The organism is Mesorhizobium sp. HAY1-8B, assembly GCF_056868045.1.
In genome coordinates, this window is the sequence record NZ_CP200321.1 from 6,388,574 (window position 1) to 6,410,360 (window position 21,787).

A 21,787-nucleotide genomic window follows, 5' to 3' on the forward strand; every position below is an offset into this window, starting at 1 on the left:
GAAAAAGGAGAAATCCGATGAAGCAATTCCACTGCGGGTCGCTCGTTCCCGGCTGTGACTGGCACACCCGTGCCGACGAGGAAGCCGAAGTGATGCGCCGTGCCGTCGAGCATATGCGTGAGACGCATGGTGAGACTGTTATCCGCGAAACGATGATCGAGGCGATCCGCTCGCGCATCGAAAAAGCCCGCGACGCAGCCTGACCTGAAGCAGCTAGTACCCTATCCGGCGTTCAGGGCTTGCGCGGCGCGTTCGAGCAGCGCGCCGCGGTCCGGCGCAAATCCTGCATCGATCCATTCCGCCTCGAGGTTCTTGAGGATTTCACCCAGCTTCGGCCCTGGGGTCGCGCCGAGCGCCGTCAGATCGGCGCCTTTCAGCGGAAACACCGGCTTTTCCCATTTGAGCGCGAAGGCCAGCAGGCGCGAAAAGCCGCCGGCCTCTAGCAGCGCGTCATTGTTCTCGACAGCGCGCACCCGGGCTGCCGCAAGCGACAGCCGCAGGCGGTCGACAAACCCTTTCCGGTCGCCGCGATAGAGCCGCTTGGCCAGTTCGCCCTCGGTAATCTTCGGCTCGACGGCGGTCGTGAGTGCCCAATGGCGCAAGCGGTGTGCTTCATCGGTCGAAAATCTGAGTCGCTCGGCAAGCGTTTGCATGCGTGCGGCATCCGGCGGCACGATCGCCTCCAGCCGCAGCAGCGGATCCGCCGCCCAGCCGAGATCCGTTTCGGCCTTGGTCAGCCCATGGATGGCATCGATGCCCCATTTCTCGCTTTCCGGCAGCGCGGTGGTCAGCACACTTGCCTGCCGCATCCACAGCAACGCCCGCGACGGGTCAGGTGCCGACAGAAGCTTCTTCAGCTCGGACCAGACGCGCTCCGCCGAAAGTTGAGCCAAGCCCTCCTTCAGCCGGGCGCAGGCTTTCAGCCCTTCGGCGTCCGGCCGGCCCTCGCCATACCAGGCGAAGAAGCGGAAGAAGCGCAGGATGCGCAGATAATCCTCGCGGATGCGCGCTTCCGGGTCGCCGATGAAGCGCAGCCGGCGCGCCTCGATGTCGGCGATGCCGCCGACCAGGTCGACGACAGTGCCATCGGCGTCGGCGTAGAGCGCGTTTATGGTGAAGTCGCGCCGCTCGGCGTCGAGCTTCCAGTCGCGCCCGAACGACACCTTGGCGCGGCGGCCGTCGGTCTCGACATCGGCGCGCAAGGTGGTGACTTCATAGGGCTTGCCGCCGGCGACGACGGTGATCGTACCGTGCTCGATGCCGGTTGGCACCGGCTTGAAACCTTCCGCCCCGGCGCGGCGGATGGTTTCGTCAGGCAAACAGGTGGTGGCGATGTCGACGTCGGCAACCGATTGGCCCATCAGCGTGTTGCGCACCGCGCCACCGGCGACACGCGCCTCTTCGCCCCCTTCAGCCAGGGCGGCAAGCAGGCGCTGCAAATGCTTGTCGGCGAGCCAGTCGGCCCTGCCCGCGATCGAAACACTCACGCATAAAGCCTTTCATAGAGCGTACGGATGATGCCGGCGGTGACGCCCCAGATGCGCCGGTCGCCATAGGGCATGTCATAGAAGAACCATTCGAGATCGTTCCACATGCGGCTGTCGCGCTTATGGTTCAGCGGGTCCATCAGGAAGTGCAACGGCACTTCGAAGGCGGCATCGACTTCGTCGGCGTTCAAGCTTAGCTGGAAGCCCGGCCGAACGATGCCGAGCACCGGCGCGATCCTGTAGCCGCTGCCGGCGACATAGTCCGGCATGCGGCCGATGATCTCGATGCGGTCCCGGCCAAGCCCGATCTCCTCGAAGGTCTCGCGCAGCGCCGCCGCTTCCGGGCTTGCGTCGGTCGAGTCGATGGTACCGCCGGGAAAGGCCACCTGTCCCGAATGGCTGCGCAGCTTTTCGGCCCGTTTGGTCAGGAGAACCGTGGCCTCGCCATCATGATCGACCACCGGGATCAGCACCGCCGCGTTGCGCAGCGCCTTGACCTGGTTGAGGCGCGGATGGCCCGGATTGAAGCGATGGTCGCCATAATCGTCACCGGCATGCGCTTGCGGCTGCGCGGCAAAGCGCGCGCGAAAATCCGCCGATGAAAACGGCGCCGGTGACACCTGGTCCATCATGCGCTCAGCCGCTTCAGTTGGCCAGCCGGCATGATTGGAAACACAGCGCCCTTCGAGCGGACCGCGAACATGGTCTCGCCGCCGACCTCGATCTCCTCGCCATGCCCGACCAGTTCGTACATGACAGGCCGCGCCACCAGCGCTTCCAGCCGGCCGCGTACCAGCACATAGGGCTTCAGGCCGCCGGTCCCGTTCTCGTCCACGAAGCGCAGCGGCCGCTCCGGTCCGGCCTCGACCACGTCGCCGACATTGGTGCGGAAGGTGATGATCTGTTCCTCGCCGCTGCCCGAAACATCCAGTTCGACGGCGATGAACGGCGCGTCGGCGACGCGGATGCCGACTTTTTCCACCGGCGTCACAAGATAGGTCCTGCCGTCCGCGTCCTTGCGCAGCACCGAGGAGAAAAGCTGCACCAGCGGCATGCGGCCGATCGGCGTTCCCAGGTAAAACCAGGTGCCGTCGGCCTTGATCTCCATGTCGAGATCGCCGCAAAAGTCTGGATTCCAGCGCTCGACGGGGGCCGCGCCCTTGCCGGCACGCGCCGCGCGCGAGATCAGCGCCTCGAGGCCCCGCGCCTCGGTTGCCTGCGTAAGGCTTTGTTGGCGATGTTCGTCGTGTTCCGTCATCGTCACGAAATAGTCACTGTTGTTCCGCTTGTCAGCCTAAGTCTGTGATTTAAGTTCGACCATAGGCGCTACGCGAGGCCGAATCGCGGCAACCTATGATATGGTGCGGGCCGGTATTTCCAAGCAAAGGGATCGATGCGACATGAGCGTGATGGTCAAGGAAAGCCCGATCAGCGAAACGGACATGATCGCTGAGGCCGAGAAGGCGCTGGCTGACATTTCCAGGATCCGCGACGGGGTCGGCCGGGTGATCTTCGGCCAGGAAAACGTCGTCGAGCGCACTTTAGTGGCGGTGCTGGCCGGCGGCCATGCGCTTCTGGTCGGCGTGCCGGGCCTTGCCAAGACCAAGCTGGTCGAGACGCTGGGCGTCGTGCTCGGCCTCGATTCGCGCCGCATCCAGTTCACGCCCGACCTGATGCCATCGGACATTCTCGGCTCCGAGGTGATGGAGCAGGACGAGACCGGCAAGCGCTCCTTCCGCTTCATCTCCGGGCCGATCTTCGCCCAGTTGCTGATGGCCGACGAGATCAACCGCGCCTCGCCACGCACGCAGTCGGCGCTGCTGCAGGCCATGCAGGAGTACCATGTCACCATCGCCGGCGCCCGCTACGATCTGCCCGCGCCCTTTCACGTGCTGGCGACGCAGAATCCGCTGGAGCAGGAGGGCACCTATCCGCTGCCCGAAGCCCAGCTCGACCGCTTCCTGATGCAGGTCGACATCCTCTATCCAGAAATCGAGGCCGAACGCCGCATCCTCCTGGAGACCACCGGCATCGAGGATGCGAAGGCCCAGAACGTGCTGCAGCCGGCACGGCTGAAGGAAATCCAGACGCTGATCCGCCGCATGCCGGTGCCCGAAAGCGTCGTCGAGGCGATCCTGACCCTGGTGCGCTCGGCGCGTCCGGGCCAGGGCAATGCCGAGACCGACAAGCATGTCGCCTGGGGTCCCGGCCCACGCGCCAGCCAGGCGCTGATGCTGTGCACGCGTGCCCGAGCGCTTTATGAGGGACGGCTCGCGCCATCCGTCGACGATGTGCGGGCTCTGGCCGAGCCGGTGCTGCAGCATCGTATGGCACTGACCTTCGCCGCCCGCGCCGAGGGCACCAGCGTGCGAGATGTGGTGGCGAAGCTTGTGAAAGGGATTTGATGACGCGAATCGGCGAGGTCCAGGCTCCGGCAGCGACGCGCGACGCGCTCGCCCGTGGCCGGTTGCGGGCTTCGCTTGTGCCCGACCTGCTGGTCGAGGCGCGCCGCATCGTCAACACCGTGATCGCCGGCTGGCATGGTCGCCGCAAACGCGGCATCGGCGAGAATTTCTGGCAGTTCCGGCCCTATGTCGAGGGCGATTCCTCGCGCATCGACTGGCGCCGCTCGGCGCGCGACGACCACACCTATGTGCGCGACCGCGAATGGGAAGCCGCCCATACGGTGTGGCTGTGGGCAGACCCTTCGCCGTCGATGCTCTACAAGTCGACCGGCGCCAGCGTTTCCAAGCAATCGCGTGCGTTGGTGCTGGCGCTGGCCATGGCCGAATTGTTGTCGCGCAGCGGCGAGCGCATCGCCTGGCCGGGACTGACCGATCCGTTCACGGCCCGCAATGGCGCCGAGCGCATCGCCGCCCAGTTGATGCATGCCGGCGATCTGCCGGCCAAGCCTGATCTGTCGGACATCAGGCGGTTCTGCGACATCGTCATCGCCAGTGACTTTCTCGATCCGGTCGAAGAGACGATGGAATGGCTCGATGTGCTTGCCCGCCACGGCGTGCGCGCGCATCTGATCGAGGTCGCCGACCCGGCCGAGGAAACCTTCCCCTATGCCGGCCGCACCGAGTTCACCGATCCCGAGACCGGCGAAAAACTGACCGCCGGGCGTGCCGAAATGCTCGGCGACGAGTATCGCCTGCTCTACACCGCACGCCGCGCGGAATTGGCCGGCTGGTGCAAGCGGCTCGGCTGGAGTTTCACCGTCAACCACACCGATCGGCTGGCGTCCGACGCACTGGTGCGCCTGCACATGGCGATGACCGCCGATGGCTCCTATGCCGGGCTGAATGCAGGCAGTGGTCAGCCGGGGAAGGCTGTCGCATGAGCTGGCTGCCCCTCTCCTTTGGCGCTCCCATGGTGCTATGGGGCCTGCTGGCATTGCCGGTGATATGGTGGCTGCTCAGGCTGACGCCGCCCAAGCCGCAGAGTGAGATCTTCCCGCCGCTGAAAATCCTGGCGCGGGTGCTGAAGCGCGAGGAGACGCCGCAGCAGAGCCCATGGTGGCTGACGCTGCTCAGGCTGCTGATGGCGGCGCTCATCGTAGCGGCATTGGCCGAACCAGTCTTCAACCCGCGCGAAAAGCTGCCGGCCGAGGGTGCTGCCCTTGCGCTGGTCATCGACAATGACTGGGCCAGTGCCGCCGACTGGAACAAGCGCGTCGCCACCGCCGAACGGCTGATCGCCGACGCCGGCTCGAACGGCGTGCCGGTCATCATCGCCTTCACCGCCGAAAAGGCCAATGCGGAGATCGGCCCCTTCGATGCCGCCGCCGCACTCGACCGGCTGCGCGCCGCCAAGCCGCGGCCAATCCCGACCGATAGGCCCGCCGTCTATGCCCGCGTCGCCGGCGTTCTGGAGGGCTTGCCCGGCGCCAGCGTCGCCGTGCTGGCCGACGGCCTGGCCGCGAAGGGCGACGAAGCCGCCTTCAACACGCTGTTGTCGAAAAATGCCGCTCGAATCGTCTGGGCAACCGCCGACCGGTTTTCGCTGACCGGCCTGACTGCCGCCGACAACCAGGTCGACGGCTTTGCCCTCACCGCCATCCGCGCGCCGGGCGACCCGGCCCCCGCCCAGGTCACCGCCGGCGCCTTCGACGACAAGGGCCGCCGCATCGCCGATGCGACGCTGACCTTCGCGCCCGGCGAAGCCACCGCCACCGGCACCATGGCGGTGCCGTTCGAGCTGCGCAATGATTTCGCCTCGATCGCGCTCGACGGCGAGCGCCAGGCGGGTGCGGTGCGCGTGCTCGACGAAAGCTCCAAGCGTCGCCGCGTCGGACTGCTGTCGCAGGCCGAAGCAGACCAGGCGCAGCCGCTTCTGTCGCCTCTCTACTACATCAGGCGCGCGTTGCAGCCTTTCGCCGACCTGGTCGAACCCTCCAGCGCCGATCTCGCCGACGCCATCCCGCAGATCCTCGACCAGAAGCCGGCGATGATCATCATGGCCGACATCGGCACCATTCCCGCGCAGGTCCGACAAAGGCTGGTCGACTGGGTCGACAATGGCGGCACGCTGGTGCGTTTCGCCGGCTCGCGGCTGGCCGCCGCCGGCAATGATGACGATCTGCTGCCGGTCCGCCTGCGCACCGGCGAGCGTTCGCTCGGCGGCGCGCTGTCATGGACATCGCCGCAGCCGGTCACCGAATTTCCCAAGGCCGGCCCCTTCGCCGACCTGGCGCCGCCGACCGAGGTCACCGTGAGCAGGCAGGTGCTGGCCGAGCCTACACCCGATATCGTCGAGCGCACCTGGGCGGCGCTGGCCGATGGCACGCCGCTGGTCACCGGGCTGAAGAAGGGCAAGGGCACGCTGGTGCTGTTCCACGTCACGCCCGAGGCGACATGGTCGAACCTGCCGATCTCGGGCAGCTTCGTTGAGATGCTGCGCCGCATCGTCCAGCTGTCACGCAACCAGGGCGCGGCGATCGCCAATGCCGAAGCCGCCGCCACCTCGCTGGCGCCCTACCGCATGATCGCGGCCGACGGCTCGCTGGTGCCGCCGACGCCGGATGCGCGGCCGCTGGTGCCGGGCGCCGGCGCTTTGCCGGTGAACTTCGAGAACCCGCCGGGCCTGTACGGCTCGGAAACCGGCGTTTTCGCCCATAATCTGCTCGATGCCGCAACCAGATTTGAGCCGCTGGCGCGGCCGCAAGTCGCTGTTCCGGTCACCACGATCCAGTATGCTTTCGACGAATCCCGCAACCTGAAGGGTGCGCTGGTCGCGGCCGCGCTGGTACTGATGCTGCTCGACACGCTGGCGGTATTCTGGATGGGCGGCCTGTTTTCTCGTCGGCCGCGCCGGGCCGGTGCCGTAGCCACCACCGCGGCAGTCCTGATTGCCCTTGGCGCGCTGTTCGGCCATGCCGATTACGCCCGCGCCGACGATGCCAAGCCGGGCGACGAGGCAGCGATCGCGGCGATCTCGAAGACCCGCATCGCCTATGTGCTGACTGGCGTGCCGGGCGTCGATTCAATCAGCCGCGCCGGGCTCGAGGGCCTGACGCGCTTCCTGATCGAGAAGACCGCGCTCGAACCGGGCGCGCCGGCCGGCGTTGATATTTCGAAGGACGAGCTATCCTTCTACCCGCTGATCTACTGGCCGATCGATCCGGCGGCCCCCATGCCGAGCCAGGCCGCGATCGCCCGCATCGATGCCTATATGCAGCAAGGTGGCACTGTGCTGTTCGACACGCGCGACCAGTTCGCCAACGGCATCGGCGCCGATTCCACCAGCCCTGCGACCGAGCGGCTGCGCGACATCCTCGGCAACCTCAACGTGCCGCCGCTGGAGCCGGTGCCGTCGGACCACGTGCTGACCAAGTCCTTCTTCATCCTGCCCGAATTTCCCGGCCGTTTCGCCGGCAGCCCGCTTTGGGTCGAGGCATCGCTCGACGCCAGCAACGCCGACAACCGGCCGGTGCGCACCGGTGACGGCGTCTCGCCGATCATGATCACCGCCAATGATTTCGCCGGCGCATGGGCGGTCGACGAGAATGGCGACCCATTGCTGCCGACCGTGCCGGCCGATCCGATGCAGCGCATCTATGCGCTGCGCGCCGGCGTCAACATCATGATGTACATGCTGACCGGCAACTACAAATCCGACCAGGTGCACGTGCCCATACTGCTCGAACGGCTGGGGCAGTAAGATGACGCTCCTTGTTGCGCACCCCCAGCGGATCGGCCTTCCCCTCAACGGGGAGGATAGGACATGAACTGGTCCATCTCTTTCGAACCGCTGATCTCCTGGCCGCTGCTCGCCTTGGTGCTGGTGCCGCTGGCGCTGCTTGCGCTCGTCGGCCTGTGGTTTCGCCAGCGCGGCGGTGTCCTGCGCTTCGTCGCCCTGCTGGCGCTGGCCGCCGCGCTGTTCAACCCGGTGTTCCTCAATGAGGAGCGCGAGCCGCTGAAGAGCGTCGTTGCGCTGATCGTCGACCGCAGCCAGAGCCAGGACATCGGCGACCGCACCAGGCAGACCGATGAAGCGCTGGCCGGGCTGCAGCAGCGTCTTGGCCGCTTCAAGCAATTCGACGTCCGCGTCGTCGAGGCCGGCAAGTCCGATGCCGCCGAGGAGCGCACCGAAACCCGGCTGTTCGGCGCGCTGGAAGGCGCTTTCCGCGACGTGCCGCCCTCGCGCATCGGCGGCGCCATCATGATCACCGATGGCGAGGTGCATGACACGCCTTCGGGCGCGCCCGACTTCAATGCCCCGCTGCATGCCCTGATCACCGGCAACGACCACGAAAAGGACCGCCGCATCCGCTTCGAGAACGCGCCGCGCTTCGGCCTTGTCGGCAAGCCGCTCGACATGACATACCGCGTCATCTCGACGGAAAACGAAGCCGGCCCGGTCGATGTGCGCGTTTCCGTCAATGGCGAGCAGGTCGCCGTCGAGCATGCCACTGTCGGCCAGACCATGCCGCTGCAGGTGACCATTCCGGGCGCCGGCCGCAACATCATCGAACTTGCCATCGACCGCGAACCGGGCGAACTCACCGACACCAACAACCGCGCCATCGCGCTGGTCGACGGCATCCGCGAGAATTTGCGCGTGCTGCTCGTTTCAGGCGAGCCGCACGCCGGCGAGCGCACATGGCGCAATCTGTTGAAATCCGACGCGTCTGTAGATCTCGTCCACTTCACCATCCTGCGGCCGCCGGAGAAGCAGGACGGCACGCCGATCAACGAATTGTCGCTGATCGCCTTCCCGACCCGCGAGTTGTTCGTCGAGAAGATCAAGGATTTCGACCTCATCATCTTCGACCGCTACCAGCACCGCGACGTGCTGCCGATCCTCTACTACGACTACATCTCCGAATATGTCGAAAAGGGCGGCGCCCTGCTGATCGCCGCCGGCCCCGAATATGCCGGCGAGGCTTCGATCGCGCGCACCCCGCTGATGTCGGCCTTGCCCGCCATGCCGACCGGCGAGGTGGTCGAAAAAGCGTTCTATCCGCGCCTGACCGACCTTGGCCAGCGTCATCCGGTGACGCGCGGCCTCGACGGTTCGGCCACCGAGCCGCCGCATTGGAGCCGCTGGTTCCGCACCATCGGCGTGCAGAATCCGCAAGGCGAAGTGGTGATGAAGGGCGCCGACAACCGGCCCCTGCTCCTGCTCGACCGCAAGGGCGAAGGCCGCGTCGGCATGCTGTTGTCCGACCAGGGCTGGCTGTGGGCGCGCGGCTTCGAGGGGGGCGGCCCGCACGTCCAGCTCTACCGGCGCATCGCCCACTGGCTGATGAAGGAACCCGAGCTCGAGGAAGAGCGGCTGACCGCCGAGGGGCGCGGCATGGTGCTTGAGATCCGCCGCCAGACCATGGCCGACGATCCCGGCCCCGCGCAGATCATCACGCCCTCCGGCAAGACCGTGACCGTCAAGCTCGACAAATCCGAGCCCGGCGTCTTCCTAGGCAGCGTCCAGACCAATGAGATCGGCCTCTTCCAGGTTGCCAATGGCGATCTCACCGCGCTCGCCCATGTCGGGCCGGTCAACGCCCCGGAGTTCGCCGACGTCATCTCCACCGAGGACCGGCTGAAAGCGCCGGCTGAAGCCACCGGCGGCAGCGTGCGCCGGCTGGCCTCGTCCACGGCCACCGGCGGCGACGTGACGCTGCCTTCCATCGTACCGGTGCGCTCGGCCGGCGATGCCTCCGGCAGCGACTGGATCGGCCTGCGCACCACCAATGACAGCGTCTTGAAGGCCGTCTCGCGCGTACCCCTGTTCGGCGGCTTCCTCGGCCTCGGCCTGCTGCTCCTGGCGATGGGTTCGATGTGGTACCGCGAGGGAAGGTAGCCGCGCCTCTTCCTTCTCCCCCGTGGGAGAAGGGAAACCGCCCTGCAGCCGCTGCCCTCCGCTATGGCTCCGGGCGTTCGTCGTTTCAATCGACAAATCGTTGTCGATTGATCGCCCTACGGGCGACCACTCCTCATTCTTCCGGTTCCGTCGTGAACAGCAGGGGATAGCCCTTGGCCTTGCCGGCATCGGTGGCCCGCGTCGCCTTTGTCTCCGCGACATCCTTGGTGAAGACCGCGACCACACAGACGCCGCGCCGGTGCGCGGTGATCATGATCCGGTGCGCCTGGTCCTCGCTGAGCTTGAATTCGCCCTTCAGCACCGTCACCACGAATTCGCGCGGCGTGAAATCGTCATTGATGAGGATGACCTTATAGAGCTTCGGCCGCTCGGTCTGCGGCTTGACCTTGGTGCGGGGTTTCGTGGTGATTTCAGGCATCGGAACCGACAGTTTCGCGATCGGGCTTCGCCGCGTATTTTGCCACGGGCGTCAGCGATCGTCCATTTTGATTGGCGTGCGGACCGCCGGCGGGCGGGCCCGGTCATTCACAATCATGTGGGAGATTGTCGGTCGCGGTTCAACGGCCCTGGCGGCCGAAGACGCGGCGGTTTGCGCCGGCGTCCGCCCGGCGTTCCATCCAGGCCGCGATCGGCCATCCGGCAACGCAGACCAGCGTCACGGCAAGAAGCACGATCAGCAGCCACGCCTGGACAGGTGTGATGTAGTCCCAGTTGCTGGAAATTATCGGCGCGAACAGCGAGGGCTCGGTGCGCCCGCTTGCCGGATCCGGCACGGGGCTCGCGGTGAGCAGAATCAGCGCCCTGGCGACACCGGTGGCAACCAGGCCGCCAATCACCATCGAACGCAAAATGGACGAAAACCGCTTCTTCATGCGGATTGTCCTACACGGCCGGCGTTGAAAACGGGTTAAATCAGATCGAGATTGCTGGCTGTGGGTCGCCGGTGCTCAGCTGCTCGATCGGGTGCCTGGCAGAAGGCCGCCCCAGCCGGTGCGGCTGGAGCGGCCTTGATGGAAATCTGTCGTCGGACCTGGATCAGGCCTTCGGAGCATCCTTGGCCTTGGCCTTCTTCACGGTCTTCTTGGCAGGAGCCTTCTTGTGCTTGACCTTCTTCACCGGGGGCTTGGCGGTAGCGTCAGCAGCCGGAGCGGTGGTGGTCGTCGTGGTCGAGGCCGCCGGAGCAGCGGTCGTGGTGGCAGCGGCGTTGCCGAGAGCGGGCATCGCGAAAGCCAGGGCAACGGCGAGACCGGTGGCGGACAGGATGGACTTTTTCATGGCTTCATTTCCTTTTTATGCGGGTCGATTTGAGTGTCACTGGACCGGGTCGTTCGGTGCCACTCCAAGCAGCTTCAAAGCATTGGCGAGCATCCGGATGCCCTGTGCCTGTTTCTTGGCGGCGCAGTACCGGTTGCCCTTTCTCTGAAGTGCCTTTGCCGCGGTGACCTGCGTTGCCGTGGCGTGGGTTTCGAGGGCTTCATCAAATTGGTGGCTGAGATTGGCGCACCGTTCGCTCCGGGTGAGCGGCGCCTTTGCATCCGATTGTCCAACAGCGGCAGTGACCAGGCCAAGGCCCAGCAACGCACCCAACAAACTGATCGACAACCTTGGCATCGGTTTTTCCGTGAACCCGGAGATTTTGCGTCGCAGCCGGTAATCTGACCGCCACGGCACCGTTATGCCGCCTTACCTTTTCAGGAGTTTTTCCCGATTGTAGAATTTTGTTTCTGGATTGTGTCTGCCGGGCCCCCACCGCTTTCCATGTGGAGAAGGCGGAATTCGTTCTCCCTTGAAATCCAAGGCACTGGCCAACATATGGCCCGAATTCTATCGTGTGGCTCACCTGCCAGGAATGGCTTGGCCGGCAACCGGGACAGGGTACCTCGTGAAATCCGACGCACACATACTGATCGTCGACGACGACAAGGGCATCCGCGACCTGCTTCAGGAGTTCTTCCAGAAGCGGGGCCTGCACACTTCGGTTGCCGCCGACGGCATCGAGATGGAGACCATCCTGCGCCGCTCGCAGGTGGACCTCATCGTCCTCGACGTGATGCTGCCCGGCAAGAGCGGGCTGGAATTGTGCCGCGACCTGCGCGCCCAGTACACGACGCCGATCATCATGCTGACCGCCGTCACCGAGACCACCGACCGCGTGGTCGGCCTGGAGATGGGCGCCGACGACTATGTGCCCAAGCCCTTCGATCCGCGCGAACTCCTGGCCCGGATCCGCGCCGTGCTGCGGCGCAATGGTGCCGCCGAGCCGAAACGCGCCGCGACCAAGCAGATCTATCGTTTCGCCGGCTGGACGATGGACTGTTCGCGGCGACGGCTGACCGCGCCCGACGATGTCAGGGTCGAACTGACCATGGCCGAATTCAACCTGCTGCAGACCTTCGTCAAGAGCGCCCAGCGCGTGCTGACCCGCGACCAGCTCATCGAACTGTCCGGTGGCGACAGCGACTATTCCTTCGACCGCAGCATCGACATCCTCGTCAGCCGGCTGCGGCGCAAGATGGAAGATGACCCCAAAACGCCCAAGCTGATCCTGACGGTGCGCAGCGGCGGCTACCAGTTCCTGCCCGAGACGACCTCCGAATGAGACGTCTCCTGCCGCAGACCTTGCCTGCCTGGGTGCTGCTGATCGTCATTGCCGGGCTTTTGATCAGCCAGGTCGCGACCCTCTATATCGTCTCGCGCGACCGCGCCGCCGCCAACGACGTGGTCGATCTCTATCGTCTCAACGACCGCGCCTTCTCGCTGGTGCAGCTGATGAGCGGCGCCACGCCCGAGGAGCGCAAGGCAACCGCGGCAGGCCTGTTCAACTCGACTTACGCCCTTACCGTCTCGGACACGCCCGCCGTCACGTCCTCGATCGCCGGCGACGACGAGCTGGCCGAACTCGAGGACATTCTCGTAGGCCGGCTGTCGAAGTTCGGCATCACCGATGCGCGCGTGCGGCGCGATCCGGCGACACGCGAGGCCGACGACGCCAGCGGCACCGCATCCGGCCCCGATATCGGCCAGGTGGAGCGCGACCTCCTGGTGCTCGCCGCCGATTTCGCCCAGAGCGACAAGCTGACGGCCTCCTTGCGCTTCGCCGACGGCCAGTGGCTGAACTTCACCGAGCCGATCACGCCGATTGGCCCGATCCTGAGCTTCGACAGCCTGCCGCTCTATGCGCTGATCGCCGGGCTGGTGGTGATCATGTCGATCTGGTCGCTGCGCCGGCTGACCGCGCCCTACCGGATGATGGAAACAGCCGTGAACAGGATCGGCAAGGATCTGAAGAGCCCGCCGATCGCCGAGAGCGGCAGCCGCGAGGTTCAGGCTGCCGCGAGAGCAATCAACGCCATGCAGGCCAGGCTGCGCGAGTATGTCGAGGACCGCGAGCATCTTGCCGCCGCATTGGCGCACGACCTGCGCACGCCGATGACGCGCATGCGGCTGCGGCTGGAACTGTTGCGAAAATCGGCGGTTCGCGAGGCGCTGGCGCACGACCTTGCCGATGTCGAGAGCATCGCCAGTTCGGTGATCGACTTCGCCACCTTCGAGGTGAACGAGGAAAAGACCGAGCGCATCGACTTCTGGTCGCTCGTGGAATCGATCGCCGACCCTTATCCGGAGGTGTCGTTCGACAATGACGATACCCGTTCGCGCGGCCTGATCTGCATCGCACGGCCGGTCGCGCTCAGGCGCTGCGTCACCAATCTGGTGCAGAATGCCGTCACCTACGGCAAGAAGGCGCATCTCAGCCTGCACCGCTCGGACGGCACGATCACGCTCACCATCCGCGACGAGGGGCCCGGTATACCGCAGGCCCAGATCGATGCCGTGTTCGGCTCCTTCGTGCGCCTTGAACAGTCCCGCAACCGCCAGACCGGCGGCCTTGGGCTGGGCCTCACCATTGCCCGCAACATCGCGCGCGCCGCCGGCGGCGAGATCCGCCTGTCCAATCATCCGGACGGCGGATTGCTGACGGAGCTGCGCCTGCCGCTGGCGGCCTGACGGAATTGCGTCAAAACAGGAGCTTGCGAGGCGCCTACCGCCGCAACACCGCGCTCAGCACGTCGCGGATGCCGATGGCGCCGACGAAGCGCGACTGATCGTCGAACAGCGCCACCGGTGCCGTCTGCGAGCGGTGCATGGCCAGCATCACGGTTTTCAGCGACGTGCCGGGGGTGGCCCAGAAGACTTGCGCCGCTTCCTCCGGCTGGGCCTCGACATCGGCGCAAGATACCCACACCGCCGGCTTGCCGTCGCGCTCGGCCGCCGCCACCAGCCCGTGCTCGTCGATCTTGAAGCGCGTCGTCTTGCGCCGGTCGAGCCACACCCAGCCGTCCTTGCCTTCTTCAAGGTCGCGGCGGTCGCGCATCACGTTCCAGGCGGTGAGCACCGAGAGCGGGTTCACATTGGCGATGAAGTCTCGGACATAGTCGTTGGCGGGCCGCAGCACGATGTCCTCCGGCGCGCCGGTCTGGACGATACGCCCGCCCTCCATGATGGTGATGTGGCTGCCGATCTTCAGCGCCTCCTCGAGGTCATGGCTGACGAAGATGATGGTCTTCTTCAACTCGGCCTGCAGCTGCAGCAATTCATCCTGCAGCTTGGTGCGGATCAGCGGATCGAGCGCCGAGAACGGCTCGTCCATCAACAGGATCGGCGCCTCGGTGGCGAAGGCGCGGGCGAGACCGACGCGCTGCTGCATGCCGCCCGACAGTTCATGCGCGTATTTCTTCGACCACTGGTCGAGATTGACCAGCTTGAGCTGCTTGTGCACGCGTTCCTTGCGTTCGGCTTCGGGCACGCCGGCAAGTTCGAGGCCAAGCCCGACATTTTCCTCGACCGTGCGCCATGGCAGCAGGCCGAACTGCTGGAAGACCATCGCCACCTGCTTCTGGCGCAAGCGCCGCAAGGTCGACTCGTCGCAAGTGACCACGTCGACAATCTTGTCGCCGTCCTTGACCAGAACCTGGCCGCGCGACACCACGTTGAGCCGGTTGACGGCCCTGAGCAGCGTCGACTTGCCGGAGCCCGACAGGCCCATCAGCACCGAGATTTCACCCTCATGCACCGTCAAGCTGGCGTCGGCGCAGCCCAGCACATTGCCGGTCTTTTCGAGGATTTCGGCGCGCGTGGCGCCCTTGTCGATCATCGCCAGCGAACCGGCCTGGTCGGCGCCGAAGACGATATCGACGTTCTTGAAATCGACGGCGACGGTCATTTCTTGCCTCCAACGCCAATGCGGGTCATTCGGTCGAGCACGATGGCCAGCACGACGATCGCCAGGCCCGCTTCAAGTCCGAGGTCGATGCGACGCGAGCCGAGCGCGCGGTTGATTTCGGTGCCCAGGCCGCCGGCGCCGATAAGGGCGGCGAACACCACCATCGACAGCGACAGCATGATCGACTGCGTCAATCCCGCCATGATCGTCGGCAGCGCCGAGGGCAGTTCCACCTTCCACAGAAGCTGCCTTTTGGTCGCGCCGAACGCCTCGCCGGCCTCGATGATCGACTTCGGCACCGAGACGACGCCGAGATGCGTGAGCCGGACCGCGGTCGGGATGACGAAGATGATGGTGACGATGAGGCCGGGCGCGTTGCCGAGACCGAACAGGGTCAACACCGGGATCAGGTAGACGAAGGTCGGCAGCGTCTGCATCAGATCGAGCACCGGCAGCATGACGCGGTAGACCTTCGGCTTGTGCGCCGCCCAGATGCCAAGCGGCACGCCGATGGCCATGGCCATGGCGGCGGCGGCGACGACCAGCACCAGTGTCTGCACCGTCTGCTTCCAAAGGTTCTGGTTGATGATGAAGATCAGGCCGAGAAAGACCCCTATGGCGAGCGGCCGCGAGCGTTGCAGCAGCCAGGCGATGACAGCGATGACCAGCGCCAGCAGCACCGGCGGCACCATCAGCAGGAGGTCGACCAGCCCATCGAGGATGAAATTCAAGCCGTTGGAGAAGGCCCTGAAGATGGTGTCGAAATTGTCGGTCAGGAAACCGAAAAAGGACTTTCCCCAGGCCCCGATCGGGATCTTGTGATCGACCATGAATTTGGAAATCGGATCCATCTCACCCCTCTTCCACCGGAGCTCTGCCTTCGGCCCCGTGCTGTCGCAACGTCATCTTGTCACAGGATGTGAAAAAGGGCAGCCCTTTGTTAAACGGCTGCCCATCTTCATCCGGTCATGCCGGATGCAAAGTCGGCTCAGCTTCCGAGGGCGGTCTTGATGGCCGCTGCCGCATCGCCGCCGTCGAAGGTGGTCACGCCGGCGATCCAGGGCGCGATCGCGTCCGGGTTCTTCTTCAGCCAGTCGGTGGCAACCGCCTGGGCGTCGCCGCCCTTGAGGATCGCGTCCATCATCTGGCCTTCCATGTCCAGATTGAACTTGAGGTTGGCGATGAACTTGCCGGCATTCGGGCATTCGGTGGTGTAGCCCTTGCGCACATTGGTGAACACGGTGGCGGCGCCGAAGCCGCTGTCGCCCATGCCGTCCAGATAGGTGATCTTCATGGCGCCCATCACCGGATGCGGCGTCCAGCCGAGGAAGGCGATCCACTCATTGTTCTTCATCGACTGCTCGGCCTGGGTCAGCATGCCGGCCTCCGAGGATTCGACCAGCTCGAAGCCCTCGAGATTGTCCTTCGGGTTCTTGATCATGTCGAGGATGATGCGGTTGCCGTCATTGCCGGCCTCGATGCCGTAGATCTTGCCGTTGAACTTGTCCTTGAACTTGCCAAGGTCGGTCAGCGACTTGACGCCGGCGTCCGCGACATAGGTCGGCACGACGATGCCGTAGCCTGCACCGGTCAGGTTCGTGCTGATGGTCTCGACCGAACCATCGGCGGTGTAGTCCTTGATGTCGTTGGTCATCGACGGCATCCAGTTGCCGAGGAAGACGTCGAGGTCCTTGTTCTTGAGCGAAGCCATGGTCACCGGCACTGACAGCTGGATCACCTTCGGCTCGTAGCCGAGCGCCGTGAGCAGCACCGAGGCGAGCCCGGTGGTGGCCTGGATGTCGGTCCAGCCGACATCGGAAAGACGCACGGTCTTGCAGCTTTCGGCGTCACCGGCGAAGGCGGCGCTCGTGGACAACAAAGCCGCCAGCCCGAGGCCGGCGACGAAGGAATTCATACGCGACATAGACAGTCTCCCATTGTGATTCTTTGGCGAAGCGTAGTTACGGTTTCTCTGCCCGCCTTGTTTCGTCAGCCAAACACCATTCTGTTTTGGATTCAAGCGTCAAGGCAATCACGATCAACGGCGCGGACTGGCCAATCAGCGACACGGTTGACGCTTTTATCGTGCCAAGTGTTTTTTAAGAGGCTTGGCGTCTTTTTTGGAGGCGAGCCGGCTTTTTCAGGGGAATGCGTTGGCGACCCCTCCCCGCGTGGAGGCAACTCGGCTTAAGGTCTGTTTAGATTCAGGTCAGGCCGAGACGAAAATGGTGGGGTCCGAGAACCGGAGCGGAGCGTACGTTTGGGTACGTGAGCACCGGAAGCGCAGGGCGCCGCCATTTGCAGGCCGGCATCACCTGAATATCAACAGACCGTAAAGGGCGGCATGGCCAAGCTCTACTTCAACTACGCAACGATGAATGCCGGCAAGACGACGATGTTGCTGCAGGCATCGTACAATTATCGCGAACGCGGCATGACCACCATGCTGTTCGTCGCCGGCCACTACCGCAAGGGCGACAGTGGCCTGATCTCGTCGCGCATCGGGCTGGAGACGGAAGCCGAGATGTTTCGCGATGGCGACGACCTGTTCGCCCGCGTCGCCGAGCATCACGACCACACGACGGTGCATTGCGTCTTCGTCGACGAGGCGCAGTTCCTCGAGGAAGAGCAGGTCTGGCAATTGGCCCGCATAGCCGACCGGCTGAACATCCCGGTGATGTGCTACGGCCTGCGCACCGATTTCCAGGGCAAGCTGTTTTCCGGCTCGCGTGCGCTGCTGGCGATCGCCGACGACCTGCGCGAGGTGCGCACCATCTGCCGCTGCGGCCGCAAGGCAACGATGGTCGTGCGCCTCGGCGCCGACGGCAAGGTTGCCCGCCAGGGCGACCAGGTGGCGATCGGCAAGGACGTCTATGTCTCGCTCTGCCGTCGCCACTGGGAGGAAGAAATGGGCCGCGCCGCGCCCGACGATTTCATCGGCTTCATGGAACCCTGAACACGCTTCCCTGCGATCCGCGTCAGGCCGCCGAGACACGCCAGCGCGGAAACCGCCAGCCCAACCGGACACCAAGCGTCGCCACGGCGATCAGTACCATGCCGGCGGCCTGTGCCGGCCCAAGCGGATGCCCGTAGATCGCCCAGTCGATGATGATGGCAACGACCGGATAGATGAAGGTGATGATGCCTATCACCGGCGTCGTCAGGCGCGGAAAGGCCGAGTTCATCAGCACATAGGCGATACCGGTGTGCAGCACGCCAATGCTGACCAGCCAGCCCCATGAATGCGCGGGAACATGCTGGCCGATCCCGGCGAAGGGCGCGAGCATGACAATCCCGACGATCGTCTGGCAAAGCACGGTGACCTCGGCGCGTTGCTGGCCCAGACCCTTGGCAAGGATCGTCGCCACCGCATAGAGCAGCGCGGCGACCAGCGTCAGTGCGATGCCCAGCGCCCATCCCGTGCTGGCTTGCGCATGCGAGACCACCAGCCCGCTGGCCAGCACGACGCCAAGGAACGCGCCGAGCATCCACAGCATCTGGTCAAGCGAGATACGCTCCTTCAGGAAGACCACCCCGATGATAACCACGAAGAAGGGTTGGACGTGATAGACGATCGTCGTCGTGGCGATCGACGTCATGGCGAAGCCGGCGAAGAAGGCCGTCCAGCTCAGCACCATGCAGGCCCCGGCAAGCGCTGCCAGCGCGAGGCGGGACAAGGACAGGGTGCGGTCCGGCAGATAGCCACGCAGAAGGCACCACGCGCCGAGGAACGCCGCGCCGAACACGCATCGCCAGAAGACGACGGTGACGGGATGCAATCCCGATTCCGTGACGAAGGCGCCGACCGTGCCGGCGATCGTCATCGCAAAGGCGAGGCTCGCGGCAGGAAAACGGGAAGTTGACAGATCCTTCATCGACGTTCCTCGAGCGCACGACACCCATCTGGCCAGCAATATAGCTTTCAAACAAGCGAATAGATTTGGAACAAGCTATTCGATATGCTGATAGCACCATGGCCGCTCCGCTTGACCTCAACCTCTTGAAAACCTTTGTCGCCGTCGTCGAGAGCGGCAGCCTGTCCAACGCGGCACCGCGGGTTGGCCGCAGCCAGTCAGCCGTCAGCATGCAGATGCAGCGGCTGGAGGAGATGGTCGGCAACCAGCTTCTGGTGCGCGGTCCCCGAACCGTCACGCCCAACGCGATCGGCGAGGATTTCGTGATTTATGCGCGCCGGCTGCTGAAATTGTCGGATGAGGCATGGGCGAGCGTCACCCGGCCAAAGGAGACAGGCAGCGTGCGCCTCGGCGTGCCGGACGATTATGCTGCGTTCCTGCTGCCACCCGTCCTGTCACGCTTCGCCGCGGACCACCCGCTGGTGACGGTGGAACTGATCTGCGAACAGTCGACCGCACTGGTGAAAACCCTGGCGGAAGGGCGGCTCGATCTGGCGATCGTCACCCGGCTGCCGGAGCAGCCGCTTGACGTGATCCGGCTGGAACGCTTCGTCTGGGTCGCCTCGCCCAACCACGTTGCCTGGCAGACCGATCCCTTGCCCGTCGCGTTGTTCGAGCCGGGCTGCGCTGCCAGGATGAGTGTCCTGCAGGCGCTTGGCGATGCCGATCGCGCCTACCGTTGCACCTATTCCAGCGCCTCGCTGCTGGGCCTGGTCGCGGTCGTGCAGGCCGGTCTGGCGGTCGCCGGTTTGGCGCAGCGCAGCGTGCCGCCATCGCTGCGCATCATCGGCGGCAATGAAGGGCTTCCAGTACTGCCGGATCTCGAAATCGGCATCCTGCGCAACCCGCTGTCGACGACGCCGGCGGTCGATCGGCTGCACGACTTCCTGCGCCGCGATCTGGCGCAGCAGGCCTGAGGTCATCGTCCGGTCGCGGGGAGATCGTCCGGAGATCCGCCTTGCCAACCCGCCGCGATGCAGCGTTTGTTAAGGCCTCGGTCCTATAAGGCCGTCAGCCAAGCTCTTCGGGGTCAGCCATGCTTCGAGCCGTTTCCACAGCCAGTCTTCTTCTGCTTGCCACCTCCATTGCCGCCCATGCCGGCGGCGACCCCGTGCAGGGCAAGCACGTCTTCAACCGGTGCATCGCCTGCCATGAAGCGGCCAGCGACCGCGACAAGGTCGGCCCGCATCTCATGGGTGTCGTCGGCCGCACCGCCGGTACAGCCGAGAGCTTCCTTGGCCATTATTCCGAAGCGATGAAGAGTGCCGGCGCTGCCGGCCTCGTCTGGGACGAGGCAAATCTTGCCGAATATCTCAAGGCTCCCAAGCTCAAGGTTCCTGGCAACAAAATGGCTTTTGGCGGCCTGACAAATGACGACGACATCGCCAATGTCATTGCCTATCTGAAGGCCGATCCGAAGCCCTGAGTGCACGCCGGGGCGGCGCGGCCGCGCCGATCTGTTTGCCTGCAACAGGTTCAATCCCCTCCCGAATTCAGGATTTCCGCGTCGGCGGAGGCTGACTGTTTTGCCGGCATGAAAGTTCAATGACAGTTGAACCAGTTCCGGCGGACCGGCTAGTCACGCCATGACCCCACCTGCATTGTCTTTCAAGGCCTTGGCGGATTCTTTTGTTTTCATGCGACCCTTGTCTTCACGTCTTTCAATCCCCGGAAGCCCCACATATATTCGCCGCTGTTCGCAACCAGCGACCGGAAGCCGAAGCGGGAGGCCCCTATGGCGACATTGCAGAATTTCGACGCCGAAATTGCCAAGACCAAGCAGGTCGTCCAGGACATGCGAACCAAGATCGAGCAGTCCGGCACCGTGCTCGACACACTGGCCACCGCGGACAAGAAGATCGGCGACGCCAATTTCGACATCGAGAACGCCCGCATCGAGGATGTGCTGAAGCAGCAGAAGGTGATGGAAGGCAACATCGCCGACCTGATCATCGGCCTTGAGGACGCCACCAACGTCTTTGGCGCCGAGTTCGAGAGCATGAAGAACTATACCGGCTGGGAAAACTTCGTCGGCGTCTTCTCCAGCCAGCGCAAACAGCGCCTGCGCACCGACCGCGTGCGCAACATGTCGCTGGCCGGCAATCTGCAGGAACTTCTCGCCAAGTCCGACACGATCGTCGGCATCCTGAAGGCGCAGAAAGAGATTCTCGACCAGCGCTACAAGACTTCCGAGACCAGCCTGTCGCAGGTGATCGAGCGCCGCAAGACCACCATGACCAACCTCGAAGCCGTGCAGAAGCGCATCGAGGAACTCAACCCGATGCTGCTCGATATCGAGAACAAGATCGCCGCCTCGACCAGCCAAAAGGATCGCACGCAGCTCGAGGGCGAACGCTCCAAGCTCGCCACCGAATACAATGAGAAGCAGGCCAAGGAGCAGGAACTGCTGGCCGAGAGCCAGACGCTGGAGCGCTATACCTCGATGTTCCAGACCTTCGTCGATTCGCTCAACAACCAGATCGCCGCGCAGTCGACGCTGATCAACAAGCTGACCATCGATACGGAGCAGCGCATCGTGCTCTACAAGGCGCTGGAAGATTCGCTGAAGACGGCGGCCCAGCAGGACGTCGCCCACAAGATCAACACGCTGGGTAGCCAGGTCGACAACACGGCGGAAGAAACCATGGCCGGCATCGGTGCCGCCTCGCAGAAGCATATTGGCGACCTGCTCGAGATGCACGAGAAGAACATGGTCGCCAGCGCCGATATCCAGCGCCGCAAGAAGCTGGCCGACGACGCCTTTGCCCGCCGCTTCGATGAAGTGCTGAAGAAGCACAATTCGGCCAACTACGTGCAGTCATAATTGCCGCGCGCAC

General features: G+C 64.6%; 22 protein-coding genes. 11 read left to right on the forward strand and 11 right to left on the reverse strand.

What is annotated here, in order from left to right:
* Positions 1 to 17: 17 nt before the first annotated feature.
* Positions 18 to 203, forward strand: a complete 186-nt coding sequence (locus tag AC1VON_RS30745; RefSeq protein WP_172348929.1) for a DUF1059 domain-containing protein — start codon at positions 18 to 20, stop codon at positions 201 to 203.
* An 18-nt stretch (positions 204 to 221) separates the two neighbouring features.
* On the opposite strand, the gene AC1VON_RS30750 is transcribed toward AC1VON_RS30745, so the two are convergent.
* Genes AC1VON_RS30750 through AC1VON_RS30760 form a run of 3 tightly spaced genes read right to left on the reverse strand, consistent with a single transcriptional unit; the run spans position 222 to position 2,745 of the window.
* Positions 222 to 1,487 carry a CCA tRNA nucleotidyltransferase gene (locus AC1VON_RS30750; RefSeq protein WP_483125937.1) on the reverse strand — a complete coding sequence of 422 codons (1,266 nt, stop codon included), beginning with the start codon at positions 1,485 to 1,487 and terminating at the stop codon, positions 222 to 224.
* Positions 1,484 to 2,116 carry a CoA pyrophosphatase gene (locus AC1VON_RS30755; RefSeq protein ID WP_483125938.1) on the reverse strand — a complete coding sequence of 211 codons (633 nt, stop codon included), beginning with the start codon at positions 2,114 to 2,116 and terminating at the stop codon, positions 1,484 to 1,486. The genes AC1VON_RS30750 and AC1VON_RS30755 overlap by 4 nt, the downstream gene beginning before the upstream one ends.
* Complete coding sequence (locus AC1VON_RS30760; protein ID WP_483126399.1) at positions 2,116 to 2,745, reverse strand: DUF1285 domain-containing protein; 630 nt, start codon at positions 2,743 to 2,745, stop codon at positions 2,116 to 2,118. The genes AC1VON_RS30755 and AC1VON_RS30760 overlap by 1 nt, the downstream gene beginning before the upstream one ends.
* Positions 2,746 to 2,887: 142 nt before the next feature.
* Between AC1VON_RS30760 and AC1VON_RS30765 the strand changes: the two genes are divergently transcribed.
* The 4 genes from AC1VON_RS30765 to AC1VON_RS30780 all read left to right on the forward strand — a co-directional run bounded on the left by AC1VON_RS30765 (position 2,888) and on the right by AC1VON_RS30780 (position 9,794).
* Positions 2,888 to 3,892 carry an AAA family ATPase gene (locus AC1VON_RS30765; protein ID WP_172348926.1) on the forward strand — a complete coding sequence of 335 codons (1,005 nt, stop codon included), beginning with the start codon at positions 2,888 to 2,890 and terminating at the stop codon, positions 3,890 to 3,892.
* Positions 3,892 to 4,833 (forward strand): DUF58 domain-containing protein, encoded by a 942-nt coding sequence (locus AC1VON_RS30770; RefSeq protein WP_172348925.1) that lies wholly within the window; start codon positions 3,892 to 3,894, stop codon positions 4,831 to 4,833. Before AC1VON_RS30765 ends, AC1VON_RS30770 begins: the two co-directional genes overlap by 1 nt.
* Positions 4,830 to 7,652, forward strand: coding sequence for a DUF4159 domain-containing protein (locus AC1VON_RS30775; protein ID WP_483125939.1), 2,823 nt, complete (start codon positions 4,830 to 4,832; stop codon positions 7,650 to 7,652). The genes AC1VON_RS30770 and AC1VON_RS30775 overlap by 4 nt, the downstream gene beginning before the upstream one ends.
* Positions 7,653 to 7,715: 63 nt before the next feature.
* Positions 7,716 to 9,794 carry a hypothetical protein gene (locus tag AC1VON_RS30780; protein WP_483125940.1) on the forward strand — a complete coding sequence of 693 codons (2,079 nt, stop codon included), beginning with the start codon at positions 7,716 to 7,718 and terminating at the stop codon, positions 9,792 to 9,794.
* Between the two features lie 133 nt (positions 9,795 to 9,927).
* On the opposite strand, the gene clpS is transcribed toward AC1VON_RS30780, so the two are convergent.
* From clpS to AC1VON_RS30800, 4 genes are all read right to left on the reverse strand, one after another.
* Positions 9,928 to 10,233, reverse strand: coding sequence for an ATP-dependent Clp protease adapter ClpS (gene clpS / locus AC1VON_RS30785; RefSeq protein WP_010911143.1), 306 nt, complete (start codon positions 10,231 to 10,233; stop codon positions 9,928 to 9,930).
* Positions 10,234 to 10,372: 139 nt separating this feature from the next.
* The gene (locus tag AC1VON_RS30790) at positions 10,373 to 10,687 is read right to left on the reverse strand and encodes a hypothetical protein (protein ID WP_172348921.1); all 315 of its coding nucleotides are present in this window, start codon (positions 10,685 to 10,687) and stop codon (positions 10,373 to 10,375) included.
* A gap of 163 nt (positions 10,688 to 10,850) precedes the next feature.
* On the reverse strand, positions 10,851 to 11,090 hold the full coding sequence (locus AC1VON_RS30795; protein ID WP_172348920.1) for a hypothetical protein: 240 nt from the start codon (positions 11,088 to 11,090) through the stop codon (positions 10,851 to 10,853).
* A gap of 36 nt (positions 11,091 to 11,126) precedes the next feature.
* Positions 11,127 to 11,426, reverse strand: a complete 300-nt coding sequence (locus tag AC1VON_RS30800) for a hypothetical protein (protein ID WP_115142115.1) — start codon at positions 11,424 to 11,426, stop codon at positions 11,127 to 11,129.
* A 271-nt stretch (positions 11,427 to 11,697) separates the two neighbouring features.
* Between AC1VON_RS30800 and AC1VON_RS30805 the strand changes: the two genes are divergently transcribed.
* Together AC1VON_RS30805 and AC1VON_RS30810 are read left to right on the forward strand one after the other, a co-directional pair.
* Positions 11,698 to 12,414: a response regulator gene (locus tag AC1VON_RS30805; protein WP_172348919.1), complete on the forward strand. Its 717-nt coding sequence runs from the start codon at positions 11,698 to 11,700 to the stop codon at positions 12,412 to 12,414.
* Positions 12,411 to 13,820 carry an ATP-binding protein gene (locus tag AC1VON_RS30810; protein WP_483125941.1) on the forward strand — a complete coding sequence of 470 codons (1,410 nt, stop codon included), beginning with the start codon at positions 12,411 to 12,413 and terminating at the stop codon, positions 13,818 to 13,820. Before AC1VON_RS30805 ends, AC1VON_RS30810 begins: the two co-directional genes overlap by 4 nt.
* Before the next feature lie 34 nt (positions 13,821 to 13,854).
* On the opposite strand, the gene choV is transcribed toward AC1VON_RS30810, so the two are convergent.
* From choV to AC1VON_RS30825, 3 genes are all read right to left on the reverse strand, one after another.
* Positions 13,855 to 15,036, reverse strand: coding sequence for a choline ABC transporter ATP-binding protein (gene choV, locus AC1VON_RS30815; protein ID WP_172348917.1), 1,182 nt, complete (start codon positions 15,034 to 15,036; stop codon positions 13,855 to 13,857).
* On the reverse strand, positions 15,033 to 15,887 hold the full coding sequence (gene choW, locus AC1VON_RS30820; RefSeq protein WP_140771483.1) for a choline ABC transporter permease subunit: 855 nt from the start codon (positions 15,885 to 15,887) through the stop codon (positions 15,033 to 15,035). Before choW ends, choV begins: the two co-directional genes overlap by 4 nt.
* A 137-nt stretch (positions 15,888 to 16,024) precedes the next feature.
* Positions 16,025 to 16,960, reverse strand: coding sequence for a choline ABC transporter substrate-binding protein (locus tag AC1VON_RS30825; RefSeq protein ID WP_172348916.1), 936 nt, complete (start codon positions 16,958 to 16,960; stop codon positions 16,025 to 16,027).
* 420 nt (positions 16,961 to 17,380) lie between these two features.
* On the opposite strand from AC1VON_RS30825, the gene AC1VON_RS30830 reads away from it, so the two are divergent.
* Positions 17,381 to 17,992, forward strand: a complete 612-nt coding sequence (locus tag AC1VON_RS30830; RefSeq protein ID WP_140771487.1) for a thymidine kinase — start codon at positions 17,381 to 17,383, stop codon at positions 17,990 to 17,992.
* A 22-nt stretch (positions 17,993 to 18,014) separates the two neighbouring features.
* On the opposite strand, the gene AC1VON_RS30835 is transcribed toward AC1VON_RS30830, so the two are convergent.
* Entirely contained in the window at positions 18,015 to 18,911 is an 897-nt protein-coding gene (locus tag AC1VON_RS30835) for a DMT family transporter (RefSeq protein ID WP_172348915.1), read from the reverse strand.
* 98 nt (positions 18,912 to 19,009) lie between these two features.
* Here AC1VON_RS30835 and AC1VON_RS30840 point away from each other — a divergent pair, with 98 nt between their 5' ends.
* The 3 genes from AC1VON_RS30840 to AC1VON_RS30850 all read left to right on the forward strand — a co-directional run bounded on the left by AC1VON_RS30840 (position 19,010) and on the right by AC1VON_RS30850 (position 21,774).
* A complete protein-coding gene (locus AC1VON_RS30840; protein WP_172348914.1) occupies positions 19,010 to 19,867 on the forward strand; it encodes a LysR substrate-binding domain-containing protein in 858 nt (285 codons plus the stop codon).
* Between the two features lie 119 nt (positions 19,868 to 19,986).
* The gene (locus AC1VON_RS30845; RefSeq protein ID WP_172348913.1) at positions 19,987 to 20,376 is read left to right on the forward strand and encodes a c-type cytochrome; all 390 of its coding nucleotides are present in this window, start codon (positions 19,987 to 19,989) and stop codon (positions 20,374 to 20,376) included.
* Between the two features lie 309 nt (positions 20,377 to 20,685).
* Positions 20,686 to 21,774: a hypothetical protein gene (locus AC1VON_RS30850; protein WP_172348912.1), complete on the forward strand. Its 1,089-nt coding sequence runs from the start codon at positions 20,686 to 20,688 to the stop codon at positions 21,772 to 21,774.
* Positions 21,775 to 21,787 lie beyond the last annotated feature (13 nt).